Source organism: Weizmannia acidilactici (assembly GCF_008974225.1).
Lineage (GTDB): Bacteria > Bacillota > Bacilli > Bacillales > Bacillaceae_C > Weizmannia > Weizmannia acidilactici.
In genome coordinates this window covers 21,934-48,161 of record NZ_BKZR01000009.1, presented here as the reverse complement: position 1 = coordinate 48,161, position 26,228 = coordinate 21,934, and the positions used below count along the sequence as shown (strand labels likewise).

Sequence of the window (26,228 nt, the reverse complement as noted above, 5' to 3'; positions counted from 1 at the left end):
ATCTTTATGGCATTTTGCAGAGCCGGCCTGCTCGGCTTTGGCGGCGGGCTTTCTGCGATTCCGCTCATGCACCGGGAAGTGGTGAAAGTATATAAATGGATGGGAGACGAAGAATTTTCCGACATCCTTGCCCTGGCCAATACGCTTCCGGGCCCGATCAATACAAAGATGTCGGGCTATCTCGGTTACCGGGTGCGCGGAATCCCGGGAATGCTGGTGGCACTGGTGGGGACTGTTGTGCCGACGGTCATTCTGATGATCGTTTTTTTGACGGCGCTGAACGCTTATAAAGATAAGCCCTGGGTGCAGGGCATGTCAAAAGCGGTTGTCACTGTGGCGGGGGTGATGCTCGGCATGCTGACATGGGGTTTTGTGAAAAAATCCATTGAAGCAATCGGCTGGCTGCTTACGATGATCGTCATGGCGGCGGGCGTTGTCGTCATGGTTGTATTGGGCATCCATCCCGCATTTTTGATTGGGGCGCTGTTGGCCATTGCCTTATTGACAAAAAAAGATTTTGATCAGAAAAAACAGGAGCATGCCTCATGATATACTGGAAATTATTTTTAGCCAACCTGATCGCCAATTTACTCGGTTACGGCGGCGGGCCGGCGTCCGTTCCGCTTTTGGAGCATGAAGTGGTTGACCGTTACCACTGGTATTCAGTCCATGAATTCAGCGAAATGGTCGCGGTCGGAAATGCGCTCCCCGGCCCGATTGCCCCGGAGCTTGCCGGGTATATTGGATTTGACAAAGCGGGTGTTTTGGGTGCGACCGTTGCCCTGTTCGCCACCATTGCCCCGTCATTGATTTTGTTGATGATGCTACTCGGACTGTTGATGAGAAACCGGAACTCGCCAAAAGTAAAAAATATGACAAAATTCGTACGCCCGGCAATCGCCGTGCTGCTGGCCATGGTAGCATTTGACTTTTTTGCAAATGCCTACCATACAATCGGCATCATTCATGTGCTGATGATATCCATCGCCAGTTTTTTCCTGCTCGAAAGATGGGGGATCAGCCCCGTCTATGTCATATGCGGCGCGCTGCTTTATGGGGCCATTTTTTTAAGATAGGCGCTGTTAAGTTTTTTTGTTGATGATCGTTTGTTTATGGGACACCTGCGGGGTAAACTCGCGGACGCGCTATGAGCGAAGCGGATTTTGCGATAACACATCCTTTAGATGAATCATGCGAAAACATGAGTTGTTTTTTAAACTACACCCGGCCGGTATATCCCGCCCGGGTTCTTAAGTTGTACATGCCGGGTTTCGGTGTTAAAATGAAATAAGGTGTACTTGCAAGGAACAAAATAAAGGGGCGGACCATAAGAATGATGGTACAACAAATATTTACAAGGCGGTTGCCTTATTGGAACCGGTGTACAGGCCAGGAATTGCGGCAGGTTCTATGCAAATGGCCTCTTTGATTTTGAAATTAAAAGGAGCGTTTTGAATGGTGGCTTTTTTAGATAAAGTGTTTGATGCCAACAAACGTGAACTGAAACATCTTGAGAAGATTGCAAACCAGATTGAAGAATTGGCCCCGGACATGGAAAAGCTTTCGGATGAGCAATTGCGCGCCAAAACGGAAGAATTCAAGCAGCGCTATCAAAACGGCGAAAGCCTGGACGACCTACTTGTGGAAGCTTTTGCGGTCGTCCGCGAAGGTGCAAAACGCGTGCTCGGGCTCTATCCCTATCATGTCCAATTAATGGGCGGCATTACGCTTCATGAAGGTAATATTGCCGAAATGAAAACCGGTGAAGGGAAAACCTTGACCGCAACGATGCCTGTTTACCTGAATGCTTTGGCCGGCAAGGGCGTCCATGTTGTGACCGTCAACGAATATCTGGCGAAGCGCGATGCCGTTGAAATGGGTGAACTGTATAAATTTCTCGGTCTGACAGTCGGCTTGAATCTAAGCAACATGTCGAGCGAAGAAAAAAAGGAAGCTTATGACGCGGATATCACATATGGGACAAATAATGAATTCGGCTTCGATTACCTCCGCGACAATATGGTGCTGTATTTGGAACAAAAAGTGCAGCGCCCGTTGAACTTTGCGGTCATCGATGAAGTTGACTCGATCTTGATCGACGAAGCCCGCACGCCGCTCATCATTTCCGGACAGGCCGAAAAATCTACCGCGCTGTATACACAGGCGAATGCGTTCGTACGTACACTGAAAAAAGATGAAGACTACACGTATGATGTGAAAACAAAAAGCGTGCTGCTGACAGAAGAGGGCATAACGAAAGCGGAAAAATACTTCCATATTCAAAACCTATACGATATCAGCAATGTCACGATCAACCACCATATTAACCAGGCGCTGAAGGCCAATGTCGCGATGCACCGCGATGTGGATTATGTCGTGCAGGATGGGGAAATTATCATTGTCGACCAGTTCACAGGGCGTTTGATGAAAGGCCGCCGCTTCAGTGAAGGGCTGCACCAGGCAATCGAAGCGAAAGAAGGTGTGCAGATCCAGAACGAAAGCATGACAATGGCAACGATCACGTTCCAAAACTACTTCCGGATGTATGCAAAACTCGCCGGGATGACCGGTACGGCAAAAACAGAAGAAGAAGAGTTCCGGAACATTTACAATATGCGCGTCGTCGTCATCCCGACAAACCGCCCGGTCATCCGCGAAGACCGCCCGGATTTGATCTATAAGACGATGGAAGGCAAATTCAAGGCCGTTGTCGAGGATATTAAACAGCGCCATGACCTTGGCCAGCCGGTGCTTGTCGGGACGGTCGCCATCGAAACTTCTGAATTGATTTCTTCGATGCTGAAAAAGAAAGGCGTCCCGCATAACGTATTGAACGCGAAAAACCATGAGCGTGAAGCGGAAATCATCAAGCAGGCCGGGCAAAAAGGCGCGGTCACGATCGCAACGAACATGGCCGGGCGCGGTACCGATATTAAACTTGGGGAAGGCGTCGTCGAACTCGGCGGCCTTGCCGTCATCGGGACGGAGCGCCACGAATCAAGGCGGATCGATAACCAGCTGCGAGGCCGTTCCGGGCGCCAGGGGGATCCGGGGGTGACGCAATTCTACTTGTCGATGGAAGATGAGTTGATGCGCCGCTTCGGATCGGATAATATGAAGAGTATGATGGAACGGCTCGGGATGGATGACAGCCAGCCGATTCAGAGCAAGATGGTGTCAAGGGCCGTGGAATCCGCGCAAAAACGGGTGGAAGGCAACAACTTTGATGCCCGGAAACAATTGCTCCAGTACGATGATGTATTGCGGCAGCAGCGCGAAATCATTTATAATCAGCGTGATGAAGTATTGAGCGCCGAGAACTTGCGCGAAATTGTTGAAAAAATGATCCGTTCGGTTGTGGATCGGGTGGTAAACGCCAATGCGCCGGCACATGAGGATGAGGAAGAATGGAACCTCCGGGGCATTGTCGATTATTGCCACAGCAACCTGCTCCATGAGGAAGATATTACACTGAATGATTTGCGCGGCAAAGAACCGGATGAAATGGTTGATCTCATCATGGCGAAGGTGAAGGCGCGCTATGATGAAAAAGAAGCCGCATTCGGGCCGGAAAGAATGCGCGAATTTGAAAAGGTCATTTTGCTGCGTTCCGTCGACTCGAAGTGGATCGACCATATTGATGCAATGGACCACCTCCGCGAAGGCATCCATTTGCGCGCATACGGCCAGATTGACCCGCTGCGCGAATACCAGTCGGAAGGCTTTGCCATGTTTGAAAATATGATTGCATCAATCGAGGAAGATACTGCAAAATATATGATGAAAGCAGAAATCCAGAACAATTTGGAACGCCAGGAAGTGGCAAAAGGCCAGGCAGTCGTTCCAGGCGGGGAAGGTGAAACGGTGAAGAAAAAACCGGTCCGCAAAAAAGTGCGCATCGGCCGTAACGATCCTTGCCCGTGCGGCAGCGGCAAAAAATATAAAAACTGCCACGGCCGTCTGGAGGCGTAATCGTGCGCCGGCAAAAACGGAAAATGCGCCTCTTTTTCTTAATCCAGATGGGAAAAATGTCCCGGCATGAGCAGGAAAGTATGAAGGAGGGCTGAAACGCCGCCCTTCTTTTTTGCGGTTAAACCATGGGCCGGTTTTTTCAAAAAGCGTATCAGCAGGCAAATGGCGAGTGAAAAATTTTATGAGGTGATGTGAAATGGAATTATCAGAAATCAGAGCAGAACTTGAAAATACAGCTAAGAAATTAGCGGGCTTCAGGGGGTCTCTTTGAATTAGAAGAAAAAGAGACGCGTATTGCCGAACTGGAAGAAAGAATGCTTGAGCCGGATTTTTGGAACGACCAGCAGGAAGCGCAGAAAGTCATTAATGAGTCCAACGCTTTAAAAGAGCTGGTGAACGGTTACCATGAGCTAGAATCATCGCAGGAAAACCTGGAACTAACTTATGAACTGGTGAAAGAAGAAAACGATCCGGAATTGAAAGCAGAGCTTGAAAACGAGCTTGAGGAATTTACGGAAAAATTAAATGAGTATGAGCTGCAGCTGCTGCTGAACGGCCCGTATGACGCCAACAATGCCATTTTGGAATTGCATCCGGGGGCGGGCGGAACGGAGTCGCAGGACTGGTGCTCGATGCTGCTCCGGATGTATACGCGCTGGGGAGAGAAAAAAGGCTTTAAAGTCGAAACGCTTGATTATCTGCCGGGTGAAGAAGCCGGCGTAAAAAGCGTAACGCTCCTTTTTAAAGGGCATAATGCGTACGGCTATTTAAAAGCGGAAAAGGGCATTCACCGCCTTGTCCGGATTTCACCGTTTGATGCCGCCGGGCGCCGCCATACTTCTTTCGTGTCATGTGAAGTCATGCCGGAAATGGATGACAATATCGAGGTTGAAGTTCGCCCCGAAGATTTGCGCGTGGACACATACCGGGCGAGCGGCGCAGGCGGACAGCATATTAATAAAACATCATCTGCCGTCCGGATTACCCATATTCCTACAGGGATTGTTGTGGCCTGCCAGTCTGAACGGTCGCAGATCCAAAACCGTGAGCAGGCCATGAAAATGTTAAAAGCGAAATTATATCAGAAGGAATTGGAAGAAAAAGAAAAGCAATTGGCGGAAATCCGCGGCGAGCAGAAAGAGATTGGCTGGGGAAGCCAAATCCGTTCTTATGTGTTCCACCCGTATTCGATGGTAAAAGACCACCGCACAAACGTGGAAACGGGGAACGTCCAGGCCGTGATGGACGGCGAGATCGATACATTTATCGATGCATATTTGCGTTCCCGCATTTCATAATGAACGGCCCTGCCCTAAAAAAGCCGGAACATGTCAATGATGCCATAATCCAAAGAATATATAAGGGATACAAAAAATTGGAGGCCCTATATATTGGTGCATGGCATCGTTTTTTTTTGGAAGGCTCTGGTATGTTCATGGGCGATATTTTTTGAGGTTCCTGATAGGTAAGACCGCGCGATATAGCCTTATGAAAAGATCGCCGGTGCCGGAAGAGAATACAGGCTTTTTGATAGGAGGATTGAAATGGGAAAGAAAAGGAAGCAAGCGGGTGGCAAATACCGGATGATGCTGATGGAATATGTATATATCCTTGTTGGATCAGCCATTGTGGCCATTGCTTTTAATGTTTTCCTGCTGCCGAATAATATTGCATCCGGTGGCGTCAGCGGGATCAGCACGATTTTGCACGGGTTGTTTGGATGGAAGCCTGCCTATGTGCAATGGGGGCTGAATATTCCGCTGTTTATTGCCGGCCTCATTTTTTTAGGGTACCAATTTGGAATTAAGACGCTTGTCGGCACTGTTTTTTTGCCGTTCGTCGTTTTTTTGACGGAACATTGGCAGCCGTGGACCCATGATGCGCTTCTCGCTTCACTGTTTGGCGGGATCGGTGTCGGGGCAGGTCTTGGGATTGTTTTTCTCGGCAGGGCCTCCACGGGTGGAACGGATCTTGCCGCCCAAATCATTCATAAATTTACCGGCATTTCGCTCGGAAAATGTGTGATGTTTATTGACGGGCTTGTGGTCCTGTCGGCTGCCGCCGTTTTTGATATTGAAAAGGGCTTGTATGCGATCATCGGGCTGTTTGTGACTAGTAAGACGATTGACCTTGTCCAGGTTGGGCTGAACCGATCCAAAAATGTGCTGATCATTTCCGATAAACATGCGGAAATACGCAAGGAGATTTTGTACCAAGTTGACCGCGGCGTCACGAAGCTGCAGGCATACGGCGGCTTTACCGACCGGGAAAAACCGATCCTGATGTGCGTCATCGACCAGACGGAATTTATCAAGCTGAAAAACCTTGTGAGAGCGATAGACGGAAAAGCATTCGTGGTGGTGATGGAAGCCGCCGAAGTGCTTGGCGAAGGTTTTAAAATGCCGTAGCAATCCGGTATAATGGGGGGAGAAAGACAAGCTCAGGATGGGAGGATTTTCAATGAAAAAACAGCTTGCGATGGCAGCGGCGCTTTTGCTTGCAATTGGGCTTTCCGCGTGCGGGAACGGCTCCTCATCGCAGGGCGGAGGCTCAAACAACACGGTAAGCGGCGGAGATGCCGAGAAGCTTGTGGACCAGAAATGTTCCGCCTGCCACGGCAACAATTTGGAAGGCGATGTCGGGCCGAACCTGCAGCATATCGGCTCAAAATTAAGCGAAAAGCAGATTTTGCATGTGATTGAAAATGGAAAAGGGGACATGCCGGCAGGGCTTTTAAAAGGAAGCGACGCGAAAAAAGTGGCAAAATGGCTGTCCGAAAAGAAATGACGAGGCTGTCCCGAAAGCCCCTTTTAAGTAGAAATTTTTCGAGCTGTGTCAGGCCCGTTTTAGGAGTTTTATTTTGCTCTAACGGTCGTAACAAAGTTTCTCAGAACCGTTTCCACAGGAAAATTTTGATCTAAAGGTGCTGTCCCACTGGTTCACTTTTCCCTCAGGAGTCTCGTAAATTTCAAGATCATCAACATTCTCAGATAACATAACCTTACATAAAAAAAGGGGGTGCCCCTGGTCAATCTACCGACTTTTGGGACAGCCTCGTTTTTTCCTGTCCGGCTTTTTTCCCGCCTTTCCAGATTTTACACGGCTTGGCGAGAAAAATTGAAATATAACTGTAATGTTTAAGCAAATGTGGGATGCTATAATAATTTATGTGCGAATTTCGGGTAATTGTGCCGATTCTCGCAGGTTGAGAGAGAAAAAAGTCGAATTTCCATAGAAGGTGCCTTAGCCTTAGAGGCAGCCTTTCTTGACAGTAAACATGCCTTATTGCCGGAATATTTGCGCCGTTTGCAAATATTTAAAGCGGGACACATGTGTAGTGCAAAAAATGGTGTTTTTTGTTGCAGCGTAATGATCAGTTCCGCATCTTGGGAGTACAGATTGAAAAAGTCAGGTGATGAAATGATTGAATTAAAGGATGTGTATAAAAAGTATCCGAATGGCGTAATGGCTGCGAACGGTTTAAATATTAAAATCAAACAGGGCGAGTTTGTTTATATTGTCGGCCCGAGCGGCGCGGGAAAGTCGACCGTTATTAAGCTGATTTACCGCGAAGAAAAACCGACAGCTGGTACAGTGCTCGTCAACGGGGTAAACCTTTCGAAAATCAGGGATAAAAGAGTTCCTTATTTCAGAAGGCAGATCGGCGTCGTTTTCCAGGATTTTAAGTTGCTTCCGACATTAACCGTCTATGAAAATGTCGCGTTTGCCCTTGAAGTCATCGAGCAGGATCCGCCGTATATCCGGAAACGCGTGATGGAAGTGCTGGATCAGGTAGGGTTGAAGAATAAAGCAAGGATGCTGCCTTCCGAATTGTCCGGAGGGGAACAACAGCGTGTTTCGATCGCGCGCTCGATTGTCAATATGCCGAAAGTGGTCATTGCGGACGAGCCGACGGGAAACTTGGATCCGGAAACTTCCTGGGAAATTATGAAAATACTGGAAGACATCAATTTAACCGGAACGACTGTCGTGATGGCAACCCATAACCGTGAAATTGTCAACACAAACAAGCACCGCGTGATCGCTATTGAAAGTGGAAAAGTCGTGCGCGATGAGCAGCTGGGAGGTTACGGTTATGAAGATTAATACGGTAAAACGCCATTTCCGGGAAAGTTTTAAAAGCCTCGGCCGCAACGGCTGGATGATGTTTGCTTCGGCCAGCGCCGTAACCATAACCTTGCTGCTTGTCGGCGTGTTTTTCGTGATCATCCTGAACATGAACAAGTTTGCGAACGATATTGAAAATGACGTGGAAATCCGCGTCCATATCGATTTAACGGCGAAAGCCGCCGACAGGGAAAAGCTGAAAAGCGAGATTGAGAGTATAGGCGCGGTCAAATCCGTCAAGTTTTCTTCTAAAGAGCAGGAATTGAAGGAGTTGATCAAAACGATGGGCAGCGACTTTAAGCTGTTCCAACAGGACAACCCTTTGTATGACGTGTTCATTGTCAAAACAAAACAGCCGACGGATACGCCGAAAGTTGCACGCCAAATTGAAAAGATGGACCATGTTGAATCGGCGATTTACGGAAAGGGCAAAGTCGAAAAACTGTTCCATGTCCTTAGCATCTGCCGGAATATCGGCCTAGTCTTGATCATCGCCCTTCTATTGACCGCAATGTTCTTAATCTCGAATACCATTAAAATTACGATATTTGCAAGAAGAAAAGAAATCGAGATTATGAAACTGGTCGGGGCGACAAACTGGTTCATCCGCTGGCCGTTCCTGCTTGAAGGATTATGGCTCGGGATTTTAGGGTCCATTCTCCCGATTCTCATCATTTCTTTCGGCTACTTCTATTTATACGAACTCATATCGCCGAAACTCCAAAACAATATTATCCATCTGCTGAATTACAGCCCGTTCATTTATGGAGTTGACGGCCTGCTGCTTCTGCTTGGTATTTGCATCGGCGTGTGGGGCAGTTCGATGTCCATCCGCCGCTATTTAAAAGTGTAATGGCGGAATAAAAGGCACGGCGGGAAGCTTTTCCCGCTCTGCCCCCGCCACAAGCGTAATCGTTTGTCATTCAATACCCACATAAGGCCATGCCTAAACATATAAAACCGGGGACTGTTCCCGGATACATAATGAATATTGCATTTAAAGGGGGAGAAACATGAGGAAGCGTTCCATATTGCCTGCGGCTATCGCGTGCACATTGAGCCTCGGCGGCCTGTTTGGCTATCAGACGGGTGCTTCTGCTGCAAGTATATCGGAATTGCAGCAGAAAAAGAGCGAGATTGAGAGCAAAAGCTCGAAACTACAATCCCAAATCAACGAAAAAGACAGCCAAATTTCTTCCATTAACAGCAAACAGGCTTCCCTGGGCAGCCAACTTGAGGAAATCGAATCCAAAATCCAATCTGCTAATGAAAAAATCAATGAAGAAGAGCATAAAATCAGCGAAACAAAAAGCCAAATTTCCGAACTGAAGAAAAGCATCGGGAAATTAAAAAAGAGAATTGAAGAGCGGAATGGAATTTTAAAAGACCGCGCCCGCGCGATGCAGAAAAATGGCGGCGGTTCTGTCAATTATTTGGATGTCATTTTGGAAGCAAAAAGTTTCGATGATTTAATTGACCGGATTGCGGCTGTGAAAACGCTTGTCGAAGCGGACCAAAAAATTATCGAAGAACAGAAAAAAGATGAGCAGGATCTGAAAGAAAAGCAGACTGCCATTGAAAGTAAACTGGCAGATTTGGAATCGATGCTTTCCAATCTGAAATCATTAAAAGCGAAATTAAAAGATGACCAGAATGCGAAATCCGCATTGGTCAAAAAACTTGAAAAGCAAAAAGACAGTTTGCAAGAAGAAAAGATGTCTCTGAGTGAACAGAAGAGCATCTTGGCCGACCAAAAAGCTTCGGTTGAAAAGGCGATTGCATTGGCGAAAAAGCAGCAGGCCGCAACCAAACCGCAGGCGGAAACCGGATCCTCTTCTGGTTCAAGTTCTACGGGCAGCAGCAGTTCTGCAGGGTCTGGCGGACCGCTTCCGAAAGTATCTTCCGGGGCATTTACGCGTCCGGTAGCGGGGTATATTTCATCTGAATTTGGTGCGCGTTCCGGCGGTTTCCATCCGGGCATTGATATTGCCAACAGCATCGGTACGCCGGTTGTTGCGGCAGCCGACGGGATTGTGTTCAGGGCATACCATTCTTCTTCGTACGGAAATTGTGTGATGATTACCCATTATATTAACGGGAAACTGTACACGACGGTTTATGCCCACTTGAGTTCTTACTCTGTAAGTACAGGGCAGTCAGTCAGCAAAGGTCAGCAGATCGGCGTAATGGGCAATACAGGCGAATCTACGGGGCCACACCTTCACTTTGAAATTTATAATGGCCGCTGGACTCCGCCACCGCATAATGGCGCCCAAAATCCGAGAAACTTTATCAATTTTTAATAAAAGGCTCTTGATGCCGCGGTGTATTAGAGAGCCGGAAAAAGAACTGCATCCAATGGGTGCGGTTCTTTTTTAGTGGTGGAAGAAAAGTACATGAAAATAAAAGTGCATTTACGTGGGTCAGGAACAAATATTATGGTATGATACAATTGTCATTTTTCCCGCTACATCAAACAATAAACGATTTGGGCATCCGCCCCGCAGCCGCCTTCCGTACGCCGGCATTTTCCAAAAGGCGGAACGGCGGCAGACACGGCAAAAACGAAGAAGGGTGCATGAAAAGGAGAACATAATGATTGTAACGGTATTATTGGTGATTTTATTTCTTTTAAACTTTATCCTGGCGGGAACCGTTATTTTCCTTGAACGGCGGGATGTCGGAGCAACTTGGGCGTGGTTGCTGGTGCTTTTATTCATTCCGATCGCTGGATTTGTACTCTATTTAGTTTTCGGGCAGAATTTAAGCCGGCGTAAAATATTCGATTGGAAAGTTCAGGAAAAAATTGGGATTAAAGAAATTGCCCAACAGCAAATTGAACTTTTGCGGGAGAACCGTTTCCCATTTCATGATGAACGGACGGTGCAGTACAAAGACCTTGTTTACATGCTGCTGGTGAATGACGGTGCGATTCTCTCCCAGGATAACCACGTCGATATTTTTACAGACGGTAAGGAAAAATTTCTGGCATTGTTTGAAGACATCCGGAAGGCAAAGGACAGCATCCACCTCGTTTATTACATTTTCCGCAACGACCGCCTTGGAAATGAAATGATCGAACTGCTTACCGAAAAAGCAAAAGAAGGCGTAAAGGTGCGGCTGCTTTACGATGATATGGGATCGCGGATGCTGTTCCGCCGCAGTTTTTTCCGGCCGCTTGTCGAGGCAGGCGGCGAAGTGGCGGCATTCTTCCCGGCGCGCATTCCGCTCATCAATTTGCGCGTCAATTTCAGGAACCACCGGAAACTGGCGATCATTGACGGCCGCATCGGGTACATCGGCGGCTTTAATGTCGGAGACGAATATTTGGGGCTGGACAAAAAATTCGGCTATTGGCGCGACACCCACTTGAGAATTGAAGGTAGCGCCGTTTATGGGATGCAGACCCGGTTCATTTTAGACTGGAACCAGGCGTCGCCGAACGATATTAAAAATGAAGAACGGTACTTTCCGGTGATCGAGCCGCAAGGGGAAACGGATATCCAAATTGTCTCAAGCGGCCCCGATTCCGAATGGGAGCAAATCAAAAACAGTTATATCAAAATGATCAATTCCGCCAAAAAATATATTTATTTGCAAACGCCTTATTTTATTCCAGATGACAGTTTGCTGAACGCGCTGAAGCTTGCGGCCTTATCCGGGGTTGATGTCCGGATCATGATCCCGAACAAGCCTGACCATATGTTTGTATATTGGGCGACGCTTTCGAATATCGGTCAGCTTTTAAAAACTGGCGTGAAAGTGTACATTTACCAAAATGGTTTTATCCATGCAAAAATGATTGTGGTGGATGGGAAAATTTCCTCTGTCGGGACGGCCAATATTGATGTACGCAGCTTCCGCCTGAATTTCGAAGTGAATGCTGTGCTGTACGACCGCAAGCTTTCGGGCAGGCTCTCCCACATTTTCAGAAAAGATATGGCGGATTCAACCGAACTGACGCTGCAAGATTATCAGAAACGCCCGCTTGTGATCCGTTTCAAAGAATCGATCTCCCGCCTGTTATCGCCAATTTTGTAAAAGTGTGCAAGGGGCGGAAACATCCCCCCCGCATGATCGAAAAGAAAAATTGAAAAAATGGGTTGACGATTCAGAAATTGTAATCTATAATTTTTACCAATGAGTCATTTAAAAATTTTCATAATTTTAATTGAAACACTCTTATCAAGAGCGGCGGAGGGACTAGGCCCTGCGAAGCCCGGCAACCTTCAGGCATATGCTTGAAAAGGTGCTAATTCCTACAGACATTCGTCTGAAAGATAAGGGGAGGAACTTACATAACGTAGCCCTCTTCCTTATGAAGAGGGTTTTTCTATTCCTCTTCTAAAAAAGTGCCTTGTCTTGTCGGAATTGTTTTTTATCTTTTCCTAGGCAAATTTTACTATAGTAGGAGGAATTGTAAATGACAGAAGAATCTTTACGCCCTGAAACTTTATTATTGCACGGAGGACAGGAACCGGACCCGGCCACAGGTTCGCGCGCGGTACCTGTATATAGAACGACCTCTTACGTTTTTAAAGATACGGATTACGCGCAGGGCGTCTTCAATTTAACGCAAGAAGGCTTTATCTATACACGGATCGGCAACCCGACTCTGGATGTATTTGAAAAACGCGTGGCGCAGCTTGAAGGCGGCACGGCGGCGGTTTCCTTTTCATCCGGCGCGGCGGCGATCGCATTTTCAATTTTAAACATTGTGCGGGCAGGGGATGAAATTGTTTCGGCCAGCAACCTGTACGGCGGCACGTACAATTTGTTCTCCGTCACGCTGCCGAAATACGGCATCAATGTCAAATTTGTCGACGGTTCTGATCCTGAAGCGTTCAGGAATGCCATTACCCCGAAAACGAAAGCATTGTACGCAGAAATTATCGGCAACCCGAGCCTGCAGGTGCTGGATATCGAAAAAGTGGCGGAAATTGCCCATGAAAACGGGATTCCATTAATTGTAGACAATACATTCGCATCCCCATACTTGTGCAACCCGATCAAATGGGGGGCGGATATTGTCGTCCACTCCGCCACAAAATGGATCGGCGGCCACGGCACGGCAATCGGTGGCGTTGCGGTCGACGGCGGCCATTTTGACTGGAATACGGAAAAATTCCCGGACTTCAGCGAACCGGATCCGAGCTACCACGGATTGCGTTACGGCGTCGATACGGCGGAGGCAGCTTTTGCTACGAAACTCCGCGTCCAATTGCTGCGCGATTTCGGCCCGACATTAAGCCCGGATAACGCATTCCTGTTCCTGCAAGGGCTCGAAACGCTGCATCTGCGTGTCGAAAGGCATAACGAAAATGCTTTGAAAGTGGCGAAGTTCCTGCAAAACCATCCGGACGTTGCTTGGGTGAACTACCCTGGGCTGAAAGATCATCCTTCACATGAACTGGCGAAAAAATATTTAAAAGGCGGTTTCGGTTCGATTGTCAACTTCGGGGTTAAAGGCGGCCGGGAAGCAGGCAGAAAAGTGATCGACAATATTAAACTGTGGTCGCATGTTGCCAATGTCGGCGATGCCAAATCGCTCATCATTCACCCGGCAACAACCACGCATTCGCAGCTGAGCGACGAAGAACTGAAAAAATCGGGCGTAACGGAAGACTTGATCCGCTTGTCTGTCGGCCTGGAAGCAGTTGAAGATATAACGGCCGACCTAGATCAGGCAATACGAAAAGCAACGGCAGTTACAGCACAATGACAAAAAATGTACTGTATGGGGGGAAGAAAGTGAAAAAGGTAGAAATCGGTACGTTGGTGCTGGAAAGCGGAAAAAAGATCCCTCATGCAGAATTGGCATATGAACGGCGTGGCCCTTTGGACGCGCCGGTTCTTTTAATATGCCATGCCTTAACCGGCAGCCAGTATGCGGTCGGGACTGATCAAGAACCCGGCTGGTGGGGCGGATTGATCGGTAGGGGCAGGCCGGTTGACACGGAAAAATACCAGATGATTACGTTTAATGTGATCGGCGGCTGTTACGGCAGTACCGGCCCGCAATCGATGAACCCGGAAACCTCAAAGCCTTACCGGATGGATTTCCCGGCCATTACGATCCGTGATATGGTGCATGCGGAGCGGAAAGCACTCGACAAACTCGGAATCGGGAAAATCAAAGCGGTGATCGGCGGATCGCTCGGTGGGATGCAGGCACTCGAATGGGGGCTTTTATACCCGGATGATATGGAGCAGATTTTTGTGCTCGCTTCAACCCCGTATTACAGCGATTACGGCATTGCATTCAATGAAATCGGCATTGCTGCAATTGAAAACGATCCGGCATGGAAAAACGGGCATTACCGGTCTTCAGCGGAAGTCAAGGGGCTTGAGATTGCGCGCATGGCCGGCATGGTCACGTACCGCAGTGCCGCTTTGTTTAAAAACAGGTTCGGTCGGGCAGTCAAAGAAACGAAAAACGGGGTGTCGGTATTTGAGACGGCTTCCTATTTGAGATACCAGGGAAAAAAACTGTCCGCCCGTTTTGACGCAAATAGTTATTTGTATTTGCTGCGCGCGATGAATACCCATGATATCGGTGTCGGACGCGGCGGATGGAAAAAGGCGGCGGCACGATACAAAGCGGAAGTGTTTGCATACAGTTTCGAGCATGATCTGCTGTTTCCTCCGGAGGAAATTGAGACATTTGCCCGCACTGTGAAACACGGGGAATATTTTTTCATTCCGACCGAATACGGACATGACGGATTTTTAGTCGAATTTGAGAAATGGGGCCATCTGATTACCCGGGCATTGGAGAAAAAGGACAAAATTCTGGTAGGGAGGTCATGATCATGGGGACCATTAAAGCAGCGCTGCTCGGCTTCGGGACAGTCGGCCAAGGTGTGTACGAAGCGGTCCGAAGTCATCGGCAACAGCTGAAGGCAAGGCTTGGCGCCGAAGTCGAAATTGTTGCGGTACTGATTAAAAACCCTTATAAAAAACGGGACGTCGGCCGTTCCGTGCTTGTCACAACCGATTTTGAAGAAATCCTTGCGATTCCGGGCCTTGAAGTGGTGTTTGAAGCCATTGTCGGGGAGGAGCCGGGTTTTTCCTATTGTATGAAGGCCATTGAAAAAGGTTGCCATGTGATTACAGCCAATAAAGTCATGTTTGCCAAATACGGGGAAATTTTATTGGAACATGCAAAAGCGCATGGCGTGTATGTCGGCTACGAAGCGACTACGGCAGGCGGCGTCCCTGTCATCCGGACGATCGCTCATCAGTTGCAGGTGAATGATATCCAGCGTGTGCAGGCCATTTTAAACGGTACTTCCAATTTTATTTTAACGGAAATGCGGGAAAAACATCTGCCCTTTGAAGAAGCGCTTGCGATTGCTCAGCAGCACGGATATGCGGAAGCGGATCCGGGCAATGACATCGAAGGGAAAGACGCCTTTTGCAAGCTGATGATTTTGAGCAGGCTTGTCTTCGGCGGCCAGCCGGACTGGAAAGAAGTCGAAGTGGAAGGCATAAATGCGCTGACACTTGCCGATGTGGAAAAAGCGGAAAAAAAGGGGCTCCGTTACAAACATATTGCCGACGTCTACCGTTATGGGGATACGTTGAAAGCATCCGTCAAACCCGTTCTCGTCCCTCCTGAACATGCCCTCTATGCGATTGAAGGCGTCAATAATGCTGTGACCATTTACGGCAGCCTGATCGGAAAAATCACCCTAGCCGGACCGGGTGCCGGAAAATTCCCGACCGCAAGCGCGATGATCGAAGACCTTGCCGGAGGCTACCGGCGGATTCCGCAAATGAACGCCATATAATTCCCTTCTGCTTCTGCGAATATACCGGCATAAGAAACCCTGCTTGTACATATATTGAATTACCGAAAGGAAGAGCCCCGGTGCCGGCGGCTCTTCTTGTACAAGGAGGGCATCTTCCATGAAACGAAAATGGCTGTCGCTTGTCATCTCGGGTTCACTGTTTGCAGGCGCGGGAGGCGGTTACGCGGCGGGCCAATGGTTTTCACATGTGGACCATACAACCCCCGCCCGGCAAGAAGCATCTGGCAAAAAAAGCGATATCCCGGATTTAACGAAAATTGCCCAGGCATACCATTTAATTAAAAGTTCCTACGTCCAAAAAGTAGATGATGAAAAACTGGTGGAAGGCGCGATCAAAGGAATGGTCAGCACGTTAAACGATCCGTATTCCGTCTACATGGACAAAGAAACTGCCGCGCAATTCAATGGCTCTTTAGACTCCTCTTTTCAAGGCATCGGCGCCGAAATCACTAAGAAGAACGGAAAAATCATGATCGTCTCTCCTTATAAAAATTCTCCGGCAGAAAAAGCGGGGCTCCGCCCGGAAGATGTCATTGTGAAAATCAACGGAAAAAGCACGGCGGGCATGGATTTATATGAAGCGACCAAGCGCATTAGGGGGAAAAAGGGTTCAACCGTCACGCTTGGAATCATACGGGGCGGGACCGGAAAACAGATCACCGTTACAGTGGAACGCGACGAGATTCCGATGAAAACCGTTTTTGCCAAAATGGAGCGGGAAAATGGAAAAAAAATCGGTTATATCGCCATTACCCAGTTTTCTAAAGACACGGCGGAAGATTTTACAAATCAGTTGAAGAAACTGGAAGCCGGGAAGATCCAAGGGCTGGTGATTGATGTCAGGGGAAATCCCGGCGGCCTGCTTTCGAGCGTGGAAGATATATTGAAGCAATTTGTGACAAGGGATAAGCCTTATTTTCAAATCGAGGAGCGCAGCGGCCACCGTGTGCAGTATGTGTCCAAATTAAAAGAGAAAAAATCATATCCGGTTGCGGTGCTCGTCGACAACGGCAGTGCGTCCGCATCCGAGATTTTGGCGGCGGCGCTTCATGAAGCGGAAGATTATCCTTTAATCGGTGTCAGAACGTTCGGCAAAGGGACGGTACAGGAAGCGGTCCCGATGGAAGATGAGAGCATCATCAAGCTCACCATGTTTAAATGGCTGACGCCGGACGGCCACTGGATCCACCATAAAGGCATTGCACCGACGATTGAAGTCAAGCAGCCCGAATTTTTTAACGTCCAGGCTTTACAGGTGAGCCGCACTTTAAAAAGGGATATGAACAATGCGCTAGTTAAAACTGCCCAGCAAATATTAAACGGGCTCGGCTTTGCGCCGGGTAGGGAAGACGGCTATTACGATATCCAAACCGAAAATGCCGTGAAAGCCTTCCAGTTTGATAAAGGGTTGCCGGCAACTGGAGAAATTGACCAAAAAACGGCGGAGCAGATGGAAAAATCGCTCTATGCCGCGGCCCACGAAGAAAAAAATGATTTGCAGCTGCAAGTGGCTCTGAAAGTTGTCAGCAAATAATTTGTTCTATCCGCCTGCCCCTATAGAGATTTTTCGCCAAAATCTGCTAAAATAAAACTACAAGTATTGTACGTGCAGGGGACGGTGTTACGGTTGGAACAGCTTTGGCTCACAGAAATTTTGAAAAGCATTGGAAGGTTTTTTCTGCATCCGGTTTTCTATTATGCTATCATTCTCGCACTGGTTGCCGGGGCGGCCCGGGTAAAGCGGGAAAGAAACGATTTCCATATCAGAATTTACAGTAGTTTTCTCGAATTGCGCGATTTGTTTCCGGCCGGGCTACTCGCCGGCCTTGTCCTTTCCGCCGTCTCGGTTGCAGTAGGAGTTGCGGTTCCGCTTACGGTCCTCGCAGCTGTGGCAGCGCTCACGATTGTATTTTCGCTCGCCGGCAACTTCCGCTTTTTGTCGCCGGCTTTTACCATCGGCATTCCGATCCTTGCGTTTTCTGCTGTAAAATGGTTGCCGGCAGGGGTTCAGGAAAAGATTGGCAGTCCATCGTTTGGGATGCTGGCGGGGATTTCCGTGATGACGGGTCTCCTTCTGATTGCGGAAGGATTCTTGATGCTGACAAGCGGAGCCAAGAACATTCCACCGAAACTGCGGAAAAGCAGGCGCGGTTTAACGGTCGGCGCGTTTTCGGCTAAGCGGCTCTGGCTTGTCCCGGTTGTCTGTTTCCTGCCGTCCGGCCTGATTTCACTTCCTTTTTCGTGGTGGCCGGTAATGGGGTGGGGCGGGCATACCTTTTCGCTTGTGCTCGTGCCGTTTTTGCTCGGGTTTCAGCACCAAATCCAAAGCACCTTGCCTGCACCTGCAGTGAAGAGGATCGGAACCCAAGTCATTTGGGCAGGGGTGTTGACTGCCGCGATCGGTGCGGCGGGAATATGGCTACCTTACCTTCCTGTGTCGGCAGCCGGCTTTGCCGTTTTGGCAAGAGGCTGGATCTCGATCCGCCACCGCATACGCGAAAATAATGCATCGTATTATTTTACACAGCAAAACGACGGCATCATCGTTTTAAGCGTCATCCCCGGGTCGAAAGCCGACAAAATGGGGCTTGTCACAGGCGAAATCATCTCCAAGTGCAACGGGCAGGCTGTCCGCAATATGGATGAATTTTACCGTGCCCTGCAAATAAATCCGGCATATTGCAAGCTGGAAGTTATCGATACAAACGGTGAAGTGCGGTTTGCCCAGGGGGCGCTCTATGAAGGGGAACATTATGAACTCGGCATTTTGACGGTAGAGAATAAAATGAATTTGGAAACGGATGAAGCTTTATGATTGGGGGCTGTTTTGTCAGCCTCTTTTTTTTGATGGATCCGAGATTGCAATGGGCATGAAAAATTGAAAGGGTTCCGAAAACTTTGTAAAGGCCTAAATTCATGTCCGGAAACAAAGAAATGTCTTTTAGAAGTGTTTAACTAGACAACAGGGGCATCCCGCGAATAAAAAAACCACTAGAAGCAATGAAAATGACAAAATCCCAACCTGGAATCCTAATAAAGTCCTAAAGATTTCCACGATGGAAAATTTTACTTTTTTAGTAAAAGTTTCTGCCAAAGCTAGATTTTGATGCGTTATGATAAAATGGACTTGCGAAAGCGCTTTGATATCGAATAAAGAAAATAGGCTTTTTCCTTGAAAAACATTCCGGGGGAGCCCTGCAAGCATCCGAAATTGCGCTTGGCTGCATGCGAATGGCGGAGCTTTCCGAAATAAGAAGCCGGCATTCATTTCTTTGACCATACCGATATTTACGGCGACAGCAAATCGGAGGAAATTTTTGTCAAAGTAATCGGCATGAACCATGTATCAGCGAAAAAATGCTGATACAGACAAAATGCGGCATCCGTGAAGGTTTCTATGATTTTTCAAAAGAACATATTTTGGAAGCGGTTGACGGCAGTTTGAAACGGATGAAAACATCATCGGTATGACCAATACGTGAAGGTTCCAGGAAATTGTGGAGGCGCCGGATGTCTATTTGACTAGGCAGGAATGGTATGAAATTTACCGTGCTGCCGGGGACAAACAGTCATAACTAAAAAACGGGGTGCCATGCTTACAGGGGTGCCCGCCCATTTGTTAGTATTTTAAGAAAATACTACAGAAATACTAATTGGTAATGATTATCAATATCATTATAATTGATAATGAGAATCAATTTCAATCATGAACAAAGGGAAACGGGGGAGTACGGATGAAATGAAAAAAAGATATTTAGTGCCCCTGCTTGCCGTATTCTCAGTAATCTCGATATTTATCGGCGCTGAGGATATCCCGCCGGCTGAAATGCTGCACTTAAGCAAAGAGCAGGTTGAAATTTTGTTGGCAAGCCGCCTGCCACGTTTAATCAGCATCATCATTGCAGGTATGGGCATGAGTATCTGCGGATTGATTATGCAGCAATTAACGAAGAATAAATTTGTCTCCCCGACTACTGCGGACACGATGGATTGCGCCCGGTTCGGGATTTTAGTATCCATCATTCTATTTTCTTTGGCCAGCCCGCTTGTCAAAATGATGATTGCCTTTTGTTTCGCCCTGTCCGGAACCTTTTTATTTATGAAAATATTGGACCGGATCAAATGGAACGACACGATTTTTATTCCCCTTGTCGGGTTGATGTAATATCGTTAGCTCGATATCGACTTTTTTTGCGTATAAATACGATTTAATCCAAAGTTTATCGGCTTGGCTGCAGGGCGACTTTTCCGGCATGCTGAAAGGCAAATATGAAATGCTGTGCTTAACGGTTCCTGTGGTCATTGTCGCTTATCTGTTTGCAAACCGGTTTACCGTCGCCGGCATGGGGGAAGATTTTGCGAAAAATTTAGGGCTGAACTATAAACAGGTGGTAAATATCGGCCTTATTCTCGTTGCACTGATTACTTCAGCTATTGTGCTTACGATTGGCACCATCCCGTTTCTCGGTCTGATCATTCAGAATATCGTTTCCATTTACCGCGGCGACCATATGAAAAAAACATCACGATGACTGCGCTGCTTGGTGCGGTGTTCCTGCTGTTTTGTGATATTTTGGGGCGCATCGTCATCTATCCGTATGACGTGCCGATCAGTTTGACAGCAGGTATGATCGGAAGCGGCATTTTCGTGTATTTGCTGCTGAGGAGACAGGTCTATGCGTAATCGTTCAAAGCTTTTTATACTTACCGTTACCGCGGTGGGGCTCATCACGGCATATATCTGCATCGGCTCTTATTGGGATCGGAAATACATTATCCCGTCGAGAATCGGGAAAATTTCCGCCATTGTATGACAGGCTGCGCCATTGCTTTTTCAAGCCTGATTTTCCAAACGATTACGAACAACCGGATTTTGACGCCGAGCGTGCTTGGCCTTGATTCACTTTACTTGCTGATCCAGACGGCAGTTGTATTTGCAATGGGGGATAAAGCGCTTACTATGATACAGAGTCATGTGAATTTTGCGGTTTCGCTTGCGGCAATGGTGCTGTTTTCTGCAATCCTGTTCCATCTCATTCTCAGCAGGGGAAGGCAAAACGTTTATTTTCTCCTGTTAATCGGGATAATTTTTGGAACCTTGTTTGGAAGTTTTTCCTCTTTTATGCAGATGCTGATCGATCCGAATGAATTCCAGGTGTTGCAGGATAAAATGTTTACAAGTTTTAACAATGTGAATGTGAGCCTGCTTTGGGTTTCGTTTGTGCTTGTTGTGTTTTCAGGGCTGCATTATATGCGATTTGCCCGTTATATGGATGTGATGCTGCTCGGCATGGACCAGGCTGTGAATTTGGGCGTCGATTATAACCGTGTGGTGCGCCACTTGCTGCTGATCGTTGTCATTCTCGTTTCGGTATCTACAGCTTTGGTCGGCCCGATTACGTTTCTCGGCCTGATCGTTGTCAATGTCGCCTACCAGTTTTTTTATACATACCGGCATAAAGTCCTGATTCCCGGGAAGATGCTGATCAGTGTTGTCTTCCTGACAGGCGGGCAGCTGGTGGTGGAAAGGATTTTCCAGTTTTCAGTGCCGCTGAGTGTCATCGTTAATTTTATCGGGGGCATCTATTTTATCTACTTACTGTTAAAGGAGAGTTGTGCATGGTAAATGTGATGAACGTCTTAAAAAACTATGGGAATAAGAAAGTCATTGATCATGTGTCCGTGAAAATTCCAAAGGGGAAAATCACCGCCTTCATCGGGCCGAACGGTGCAGGAAAAAGTACGTTGCTTTCGATTATCAGCAGGCTTGAATTTTCGGACGAGGGCGACGTTTACATAGACGGGGAGGCCGTCAGCCGGGCTGACAACAAAGAACTGGCCAAAAAAATCTCCATTTTGAAACAGTCCAATCATATGAATATCCGGTTAACAGTGCGTGAACTCGTTGCATTCGGCCGCTTTCCGTATTCGCAGGGGCGGCTGAATAAAGAAGATGAAAGATTGATAGATGAAGCGATTGCCTACTTGGGGCTCGAAGAATATGGGGACCAGTATCTCGGCCAATTGAGCGGCGGGCAGCGGCAGCGCGCCTATATTGCGATGGTGCTTGCCCAGAATACGGAGTACATTTTGCTGGATGAACCGCTCAACAATTTGGATATGAAGCATTCGGTGCAAATCATGAAAGTGCTGAGGGAGCTTGCCGATGAGCTGGGAAAAACGATTTTAATTGTCATCCATGACATAAATTTTGCCTCTGTTTATTCGGACTACATTGTCGCGATGAAAAACGGCAAAATCGTGAAGCAGGGAAAAACGGAAGAAATCATCCGGCCGTCTGTGCTCAAAGAAATTTATGACATGGATATCCATATTCAAAATTACTGCCAAAATAAAATTTGCTTTACCATAGATAAAGTCACAGGTGTGCCGCAGGATAATCTCCCGGCTTATTTGAAAAAATACAAGATCAGCAAATACGAAAATGTCGGAAGTACATCGAACCGGATTTTGATAAAATCAGCCAAATCCACCCTGATTTAATCATCATTCCGGAAGGCAGAGAGACAATTACAACGAGTTCAAAAAGATTGCCCCGACAATTTATATTGGCGTGGACGACCGGCGGAAAAGTGAGCGCGTACGGCCCAGGCTCCCGATTCGGCATCATTCATGATGTGTTCGGAATTCCTGCTGCAGATAAAAATATTAATGTGTCGACGCATGGCCAAAACATATCGTTTGAATATATTTTAAAACAAAATCCGGATTATTTGTTTGTTGTGGACCGTGATGCTACAATCGGGCAGGACGGCAATGCAAAGAGCGTGATTGAAAACGACCTAGTGAAGAAAACAAACGCTTATAAAAACGGCCATATTGTGTATTTGGATCCGGGTTACTGGTACCTCTCCGGCGGCGGGCTTGAATCGGTGCCTGAGATGATGAAAGAAATCCAAAAAGCAATCGAATAATCGAAAGCAAAAGGGGCTGTCCAAAAAGTCCTTTTAAAACAAGAAAACCCGTTGAGCAATTAAATTTTCTAGACGGGTTTTCTCATTTAAAGCAAAATTTCTCGGAGAAACTGTTCTGAGAAGCTATGTCAGAACCGTAAGAGCAAAATTTCTCGGAGAAACTGTTCTGAGAAGCTATGTCAGAACCGTAAGAGCAAAATTTCCCGGAGAAACGATTCTGAGAAGCTGCGTCAGGACCGTTAGAACAAAAATTCTATTTAAAAGGAGCTTTTGGTACAGCTCCTTTTGCTCACGTTGTATAAAATTTGCGCGCTTTTTCCAAAAAGGCCATATCTTCTTCCTGCAGTTCTTCTTCATGGTAGATTGCTTCAACCGGGCAGACCGCCTGGCATGCACCGCAGTCAATACAAATATCCGGGTCAATAAAGTATTGGTCTTCACCTTCAGCAATACAATCTACCGGGCATACCTCGACGCATTCCGCCGCTTTTTCACCGATGCAGGGTGAAGTGATTACAAATGCCATTTTCCAGACCACCTTTTTCATATGTGTATTTAGTATAAGTTTACCGTTACGATCGTATACAATTTTCGGCTGCATTGCACGGAGCACTAGCCCGGGTGTTTATGCTCCCCATCATCCCAGCCATCCCCAAGAATGATACTGTAACCGATCATTTCCAATATAGCAGAATGGTGTGAATCTTTCAATCAAAAGAGCCCGGTGCCGGATATGCCCGCACAAAATACTTTTCCGCCGGCTTTACAATTCAAACCGCTAAACTATACAATAAAGAAAAACAGGACAGGGAGCGGGGGGTAAAGTTGGCCAAAAAAGTTTTGGTTGTGGATGACGAACCTTCTATTGTGACGCTTTTGAAATTTAATTTGGAGCAGGCCGGTTTTGAAGTGCTGACTGCCTATGACGGAAAAGAAGGCTATGGTATGGCGTTGAAAGAAAAACTGGATTTTATCATTCTCGACTTAATGCTGCCGGGGATGGACGGAATGGACGTATGCAAACAGCTGCGCCAGGAAAAAGTCAACACGCCGATTTTAATGCTTACGGCAAAAAGCGATGAGCTGGATAAAATTTTGGGTCTTGAACTCGGCGCTGATGATTACATTACAAAACCGTTCAGCCCGAGGGAAGTCGTCGCGCGCGTCAAAGCGATTTTGCGGCGGGCAAAAACGGAAGAAGAAACAGATGCCGATACTGCTGTAACCATTGAAATCGGCGACCTGCGCATTTTGCCGGAACAATTTGAAGCTTATTTTAAAGGGAAAAAACTGGAGCTGACCCCGAAAGAATTTGAACTGCTTTTATATTTGGCGAATCACCCTGGGAAAGTCTTAAGTCGCGACCAGCTGCTGGATGCCGTTTGGAACTTTGATTTCGCGGGCGATACACGAATCGTGGACGTGCATATCAGCCACCTGCGCGAAAAAATTGAAGAAGATACGAAACAACCGCAGTATATTAAAACGGTCAGGGGATTCGGCTACAAATTGGAAGCCAATTGACGTCCGTATTTAAACAGGAAGGGCTTTTCAATGAACAAACTATGGATCCGCCTCACTTTGGCATTTTTAACAATATTAGCCGCCGTACTGCTCAGCATCGGCTTTTTTGTTGCCGACTTGATTAAAAATACATATATGGATATGACGAGGACGCAGCTTTCCCAGGATGCCGACCTTTTGATGAAAACGCTCCGCCCGCAAACGTTAAAAGACAAGACGGATGTGCTGCAAAAGAAGGTCAGGCATTATTATTCAAACCATGATCCGCGCATTACCATTATTGATACGAACGGCAAAGTGCTGGCCGATTCGGACGATGACCCGGCGAAAATGGAGAACCACGCAAGCCGCCCCGAATTTAAGCAAGTTGTCTATCAGCATAAAAGCAGCGGGGAGGCGATCCGTTTTAGCCATACGCTCGGGTACAACATGATGTATGTGGCAAAACCGCTGAAAGAAAACGGGAAGACCACGGCTGTTGTCCGTATTTCGATTGCGCTGGACCGGATTGATACGGTATTGGAGAGGCTGTGGTTCAGCCTTGCTGTCGCGATGGTGCTTGCCTTTCTGATTTCCGGCTGGATTAGTTATATCATGGCAAGAAAATTTACGCGCCCGATCGAGGCAAGCATCGAAGTCAGCAACCGCCTCATTGAAAAGGATTATGACAGCCGCGTCCATGTAAAAGCAAGCGGAGAATTGCTGCAGCTCACAAAAGCGATAAATAATCTCGCGCATAATTTAAAACAGCAGATGGATGAAATCAAGGAAAACCAGCAAAGGCTGACTGCCGTTTTGGAAAATATGGACAGCGGTGTCATGCTCATCCAGACGTCAGGGCGGATTATGCTCGTCAATCGGGCAATGGAAGAGATGACGGGGATTTCTTCCGGCCAGCTGATCGGGAAACGCCATATTGAAGCGGGAAAAAGCTTCGGGCTCAGCCAGCTGATCGACCGCTCTTTAAAAACAGGCGAACGGTTTCACGATGAAGTGCATCTTTATTTTCCGAAAGAACGTATATTAGATGCCCACATTGCGCCTTATGTCGGTGAAAATGGGGAACTGCGCGGCGTTGTAGCGGTACTGCATGACGTCACGGAGACGAGGCGGCTGGAGCAGATCCGCAGCGAATTTGTCGCGAACGTATCCCATGAACTGAAAACGCCAATTACATCTGTAAAAGGGTTTGCGGAAACGCTCTTAGACGGCGCGATGTACGACGAAAAGACGTGCAGGGAATTTTTGCAAATCATTTATGAAGAAAGCGACCGTCTGCATAGGCTGATTTCGGACATTCTCGATTTGTCGAAAATCGAGCAGCACCGCATCCCGTTGAAAACGGAGAAGCTAAACGTCGTGGATGTGGTAATGGAGACGGTCAATACGACTCGGAAAAGGATTGAGAAGAAACAGCTGGAACTCATTTTGCCGGAGCAGAAAGCGGTCATGATGGAAGCGGACAAAGACCGGCTGCAGCAAATTATTTTGAATCTGGTCACGAACGCCATTGCCTATACGCCCGAAAAAGGCAGGATCGAAATCCGCTTGGAAGAAAGGGAAAGCGAGCTCGATTTGATTGTCAGCGACACGGGCATCGGCATTTCCAAGAAAGACTTGCCGCGCATTTTTGAACGTTTTTACCGGGTGGACAAGGCGCGGTCAAGGCAGTCCGGGGGCACCGGGCTCGGCCTTGCCATCGTCAAGCATCTTGTTGAATCGTACCACGGGAAAATCCATGTCGAAAGCGAAGAAGGAAAGGGCAGCACGTTTACCGTAACCCTGCCGAGAACACAAGAAGGGCCGGACGCCGCATAAATGGCGCCCGGACTGGCATCTAAAGGACATTTCTTTG

18 protein-coding genes, 5 pseudogenes and 1 riboswitch are annotated in these 26,228 nt (G+C 47.5%); of the genes and pseudogenes, 22 read left to right on the top strand and 1 reads right to left on the bottom strand.

All coding sequences use genetic code 11. The features are described from left to right. Positions 1–6 precede the first annotated feature (6 nt). The 20 genes and pseudogenes from GBH70_RS04955 to GBH70_RS04860 all read left to right on the top strand — a co-directional run. On the top strand, positions 7–549 hold the full coding sequence (locus GBH70_RS04955; RefSeq protein WP_371862235.1) for a chromate transporter: 543 nt from the start codon (positions 7–9) through the stop codon (positions 547–549). After that, complete coding sequence (locus GBH70_RS04950) at positions 546–1,076, top strand: chromate transporter (RefSeq protein WP_151679996.1); 531 nt, start codon at positions 546–548, stop codon at positions 1,074–1,076. The genes GBH70_RS04955 and GBH70_RS04950 overlap by 4 nt, the downstream gene beginning before the upstream one ends. A 379-nt stretch (positions 1,077–1,455) precedes the next feature. Further along, positions 1,456–3,972 (top strand): preprotein translocase subunit SecA, encoded by a 2,517-nt coding sequence (gene secA / locus GBH70_RS04945; RefSeq protein ID WP_151679995.1) that lies wholly within the window; start codon positions 1,456–1,458, stop codon positions 3,970–3,972. Positions 3,973–4,168: 196 nt separating this feature from the next. After that, positions 4,169–5,270 (top strand): peptide chain release factor 2 gene (gene prfB / locus GBH70_RS04940; RefSeq protein ID WP_151679994.1). Its coding sequence is split into 2 segments (ribosomal slippage): positions 4,169–4,240 and positions 4,242–5,270, totalling 1,101 coding nucleotides; the frame shifts between segments, so codons are not numbered across the junction. A gap of 246 nt (positions 5,271–5,516) precedes the next feature. Then, positions 5,517–6,380: a YitT family protein gene (locus GBH70_RS04935; RefSeq protein ID WP_151679993.1), complete on the top strand. Its 864-nt coding sequence runs from the start codon at positions 5,517–5,519 to the stop codon at positions 6,378–6,380. 52 nt (positions 6,381–6,432) lie between these two features. Continuing rightward, complete coding sequence (cccB, locus tag GBH70_RS04930; protein ID WP_151679992.1) at positions 6,433–6,759, top strand: cytochrome c551; 327 nt, start codon at positions 6,433–6,435, stop codon at positions 6,757–6,759. A gap of 633 nt (positions 6,760–7,392) precedes the next feature. Further along, positions 7,393–8,079, top strand: coding sequence for a cell division ATP-binding protein FtsE (gene ftsE, locus GBH70_RS04925; RefSeq protein ID WP_151680043.1), 687 nt, complete (start codon positions 7,393–7,395; stop codon positions 8,077–8,079). Next, positions 8,069–8,953, top strand: coding sequence for a permease-like cell division protein FtsX (gene ftsX / locus GBH70_RS04920; RefSeq protein WP_151679991.1), 885 nt, complete (start codon positions 8,069–8,071; stop codon positions 8,951–8,953). The genes ftsE and ftsX overlap by 11 nt, the downstream gene beginning before the upstream one ends. Positions 8,954–9,113: 160 nt before the next feature. Beyond that, positions 9,114–10,403, top strand: a complete 1,290-nt coding sequence (locus GBH70_RS04915) for a murein hydrolase activator EnvC family protein (protein ID WP_151679990.1) — start codon at positions 9,114–9,116, stop codon at positions 10,401–10,403. 289 nt (positions 10,404–10,692) lie between these two features. Then, on the top strand, positions 10,693–12,141 hold the full coding sequence (cls, locus tag GBH70_RS04910; RefSeq protein WP_172967418.1) for a cardiolipin synthase: 1,449 nt from the start codon (positions 10,693–10,695) through the stop codon (positions 12,139–12,141). A gap of 138 nt (positions 12,142–12,279) precedes the next feature. Then, positions 12,280–12,387: riboswitch (SAM riboswitch) on the top strand. 136 nt (positions 12,388–12,523) lie between these two features. Next, the gene (locus tag GBH70_RS04905; RefSeq protein ID WP_151679988.1) at positions 12,524–13,822 is read left to right on the top strand and encodes an O-acetylhomoserine aminocarboxypropyltransferase/cysteine synthase family protein; all 1,299 of its coding nucleotides are present in this window, start codon (positions 12,524–12,526) and stop codon (positions 13,820–13,822) included. A gap of 29 nt (positions 13,823–13,851) precedes the next feature. After that, the gene (gene metX, locus GBH70_RS04900) at positions 13,852–14,910 is read left to right on the top strand and encodes a homoserine O-acetyltransferase MetX (protein WP_253693506.1); all 1,059 of its coding nucleotides are present in this window, start codon (positions 13,852–13,854) and stop codon (positions 14,908–14,910) included. Between the two features lie 2 nt (positions 14,911–14,912). Continuing rightward, a complete protein-coding gene (locus GBH70_RS04895) occupies positions 14,913–15,893 on the top strand; it encodes a homoserine dehydrogenase (RefSeq protein ID WP_151679986.1) in 981 nt (326 codons plus the stop codon). A 118-nt stretch (positions 15,894–16,011) separates the two neighbouring features. Beyond that, a complete protein-coding gene (locus tag GBH70_RS04890) occupies positions 16,012–17,448 on the top strand; it encodes a S41 family peptidase (protein WP_151679985.1) in 1,437 nt (478 codons plus the stop codon). 84 nt (positions 17,449–17,532) lie between these two features. Further along, positions 17,533–18,729 (top strand): PDZ domain-containing protein, encoded by a 1,197-nt coding sequence (locus GBH70_RS04885; RefSeq protein WP_253693502.1) that lies wholly within the window; start codon positions 17,533–17,535, stop codon positions 18,727–18,729. Between the two features lie 410 nt (positions 18,730–19,139). Continuing rightward, a pseudogene (locus GBH70_RS17100) lies at positions 19,140–19,373 on the top strand (aldo/keto reductase); the annotation flags it as partial. Positions 19,374–19,653: 280 nt separating this feature from the next. After that, positions 19,654–20,598, top strand: a pseudogene (locus tag GBH70_RS04875) (ABC transporter permease). Then, a pseudogene (locus GBH70_RS04870) lies at positions 20,591–21,540 on the top strand (iron chelate uptake ABC transporter family permease subunit). The pseudogenes GBH70_RS04875 and GBH70_RS04870 overlap by 8 nt, the downstream one beginning before the upstream one ends. After that, positions 21,534–22,277 (top strand): annotated as a pseudogene (locus tag GBH70_RS04865) (iron ABC transporter ATP-binding protein); the annotation flags it as partial. The pseudogenes GBH70_RS04870 and GBH70_RS04865, both read left to right, overlap by 7 nt. Before the next feature lie 12 nt (positions 22,278–22,289). Next, positions 22,290–22,849, top strand: a pseudogene (locus tag GBH70_RS04860) (siderophore ABC transporter substrate-binding protein); the annotation flags it as partial. A gap of 289 nt (positions 22,850–23,138) precedes the next feature. Here the strand turns inward: GBH70_RS04860 and fdxA are convergent. Then, positions 23,139–23,375 carry a 4Fe-4S ferredoxin gene (fdxA, locus tag GBH70_RS04855; protein ID WP_172967415.1) on the bottom strand — a complete coding sequence of 79 codons (237 nt, stop codon included), beginning with the start codon at positions 23,373–23,375 and terminating at the stop codon, positions 23,139–23,141. A gap of 299 nt (positions 23,376–23,674) precedes the next feature. On the opposite strand from fdxA, the gene GBH70_RS04850 reads away from it, so the two are divergent. Next, the gene (locus tag GBH70_RS04850) at positions 23,675–24,373 is read left to right on the top strand and encodes a response regulator transcription factor (RefSeq protein ID WP_151679981.1); all 699 of its coding nucleotides are present in this window, start codon (positions 23,675–23,677) and stop codon (positions 24,371–24,373) included. Between the two features lie 30 nt (positions 24,374–24,403). Continuing rightward, positions 24,404–26,191, top strand: a complete 1,788-nt coding sequence (pnpS, locus tag GBH70_RS04845) for a two-component system histidine kinase PnpS (RefSeq protein WP_151679980.1) — start codon at positions 24,404–24,406, stop codon at positions 26,189–26,191. Positions 26,192–26,228: the final 37 nt, after the last annotated feature.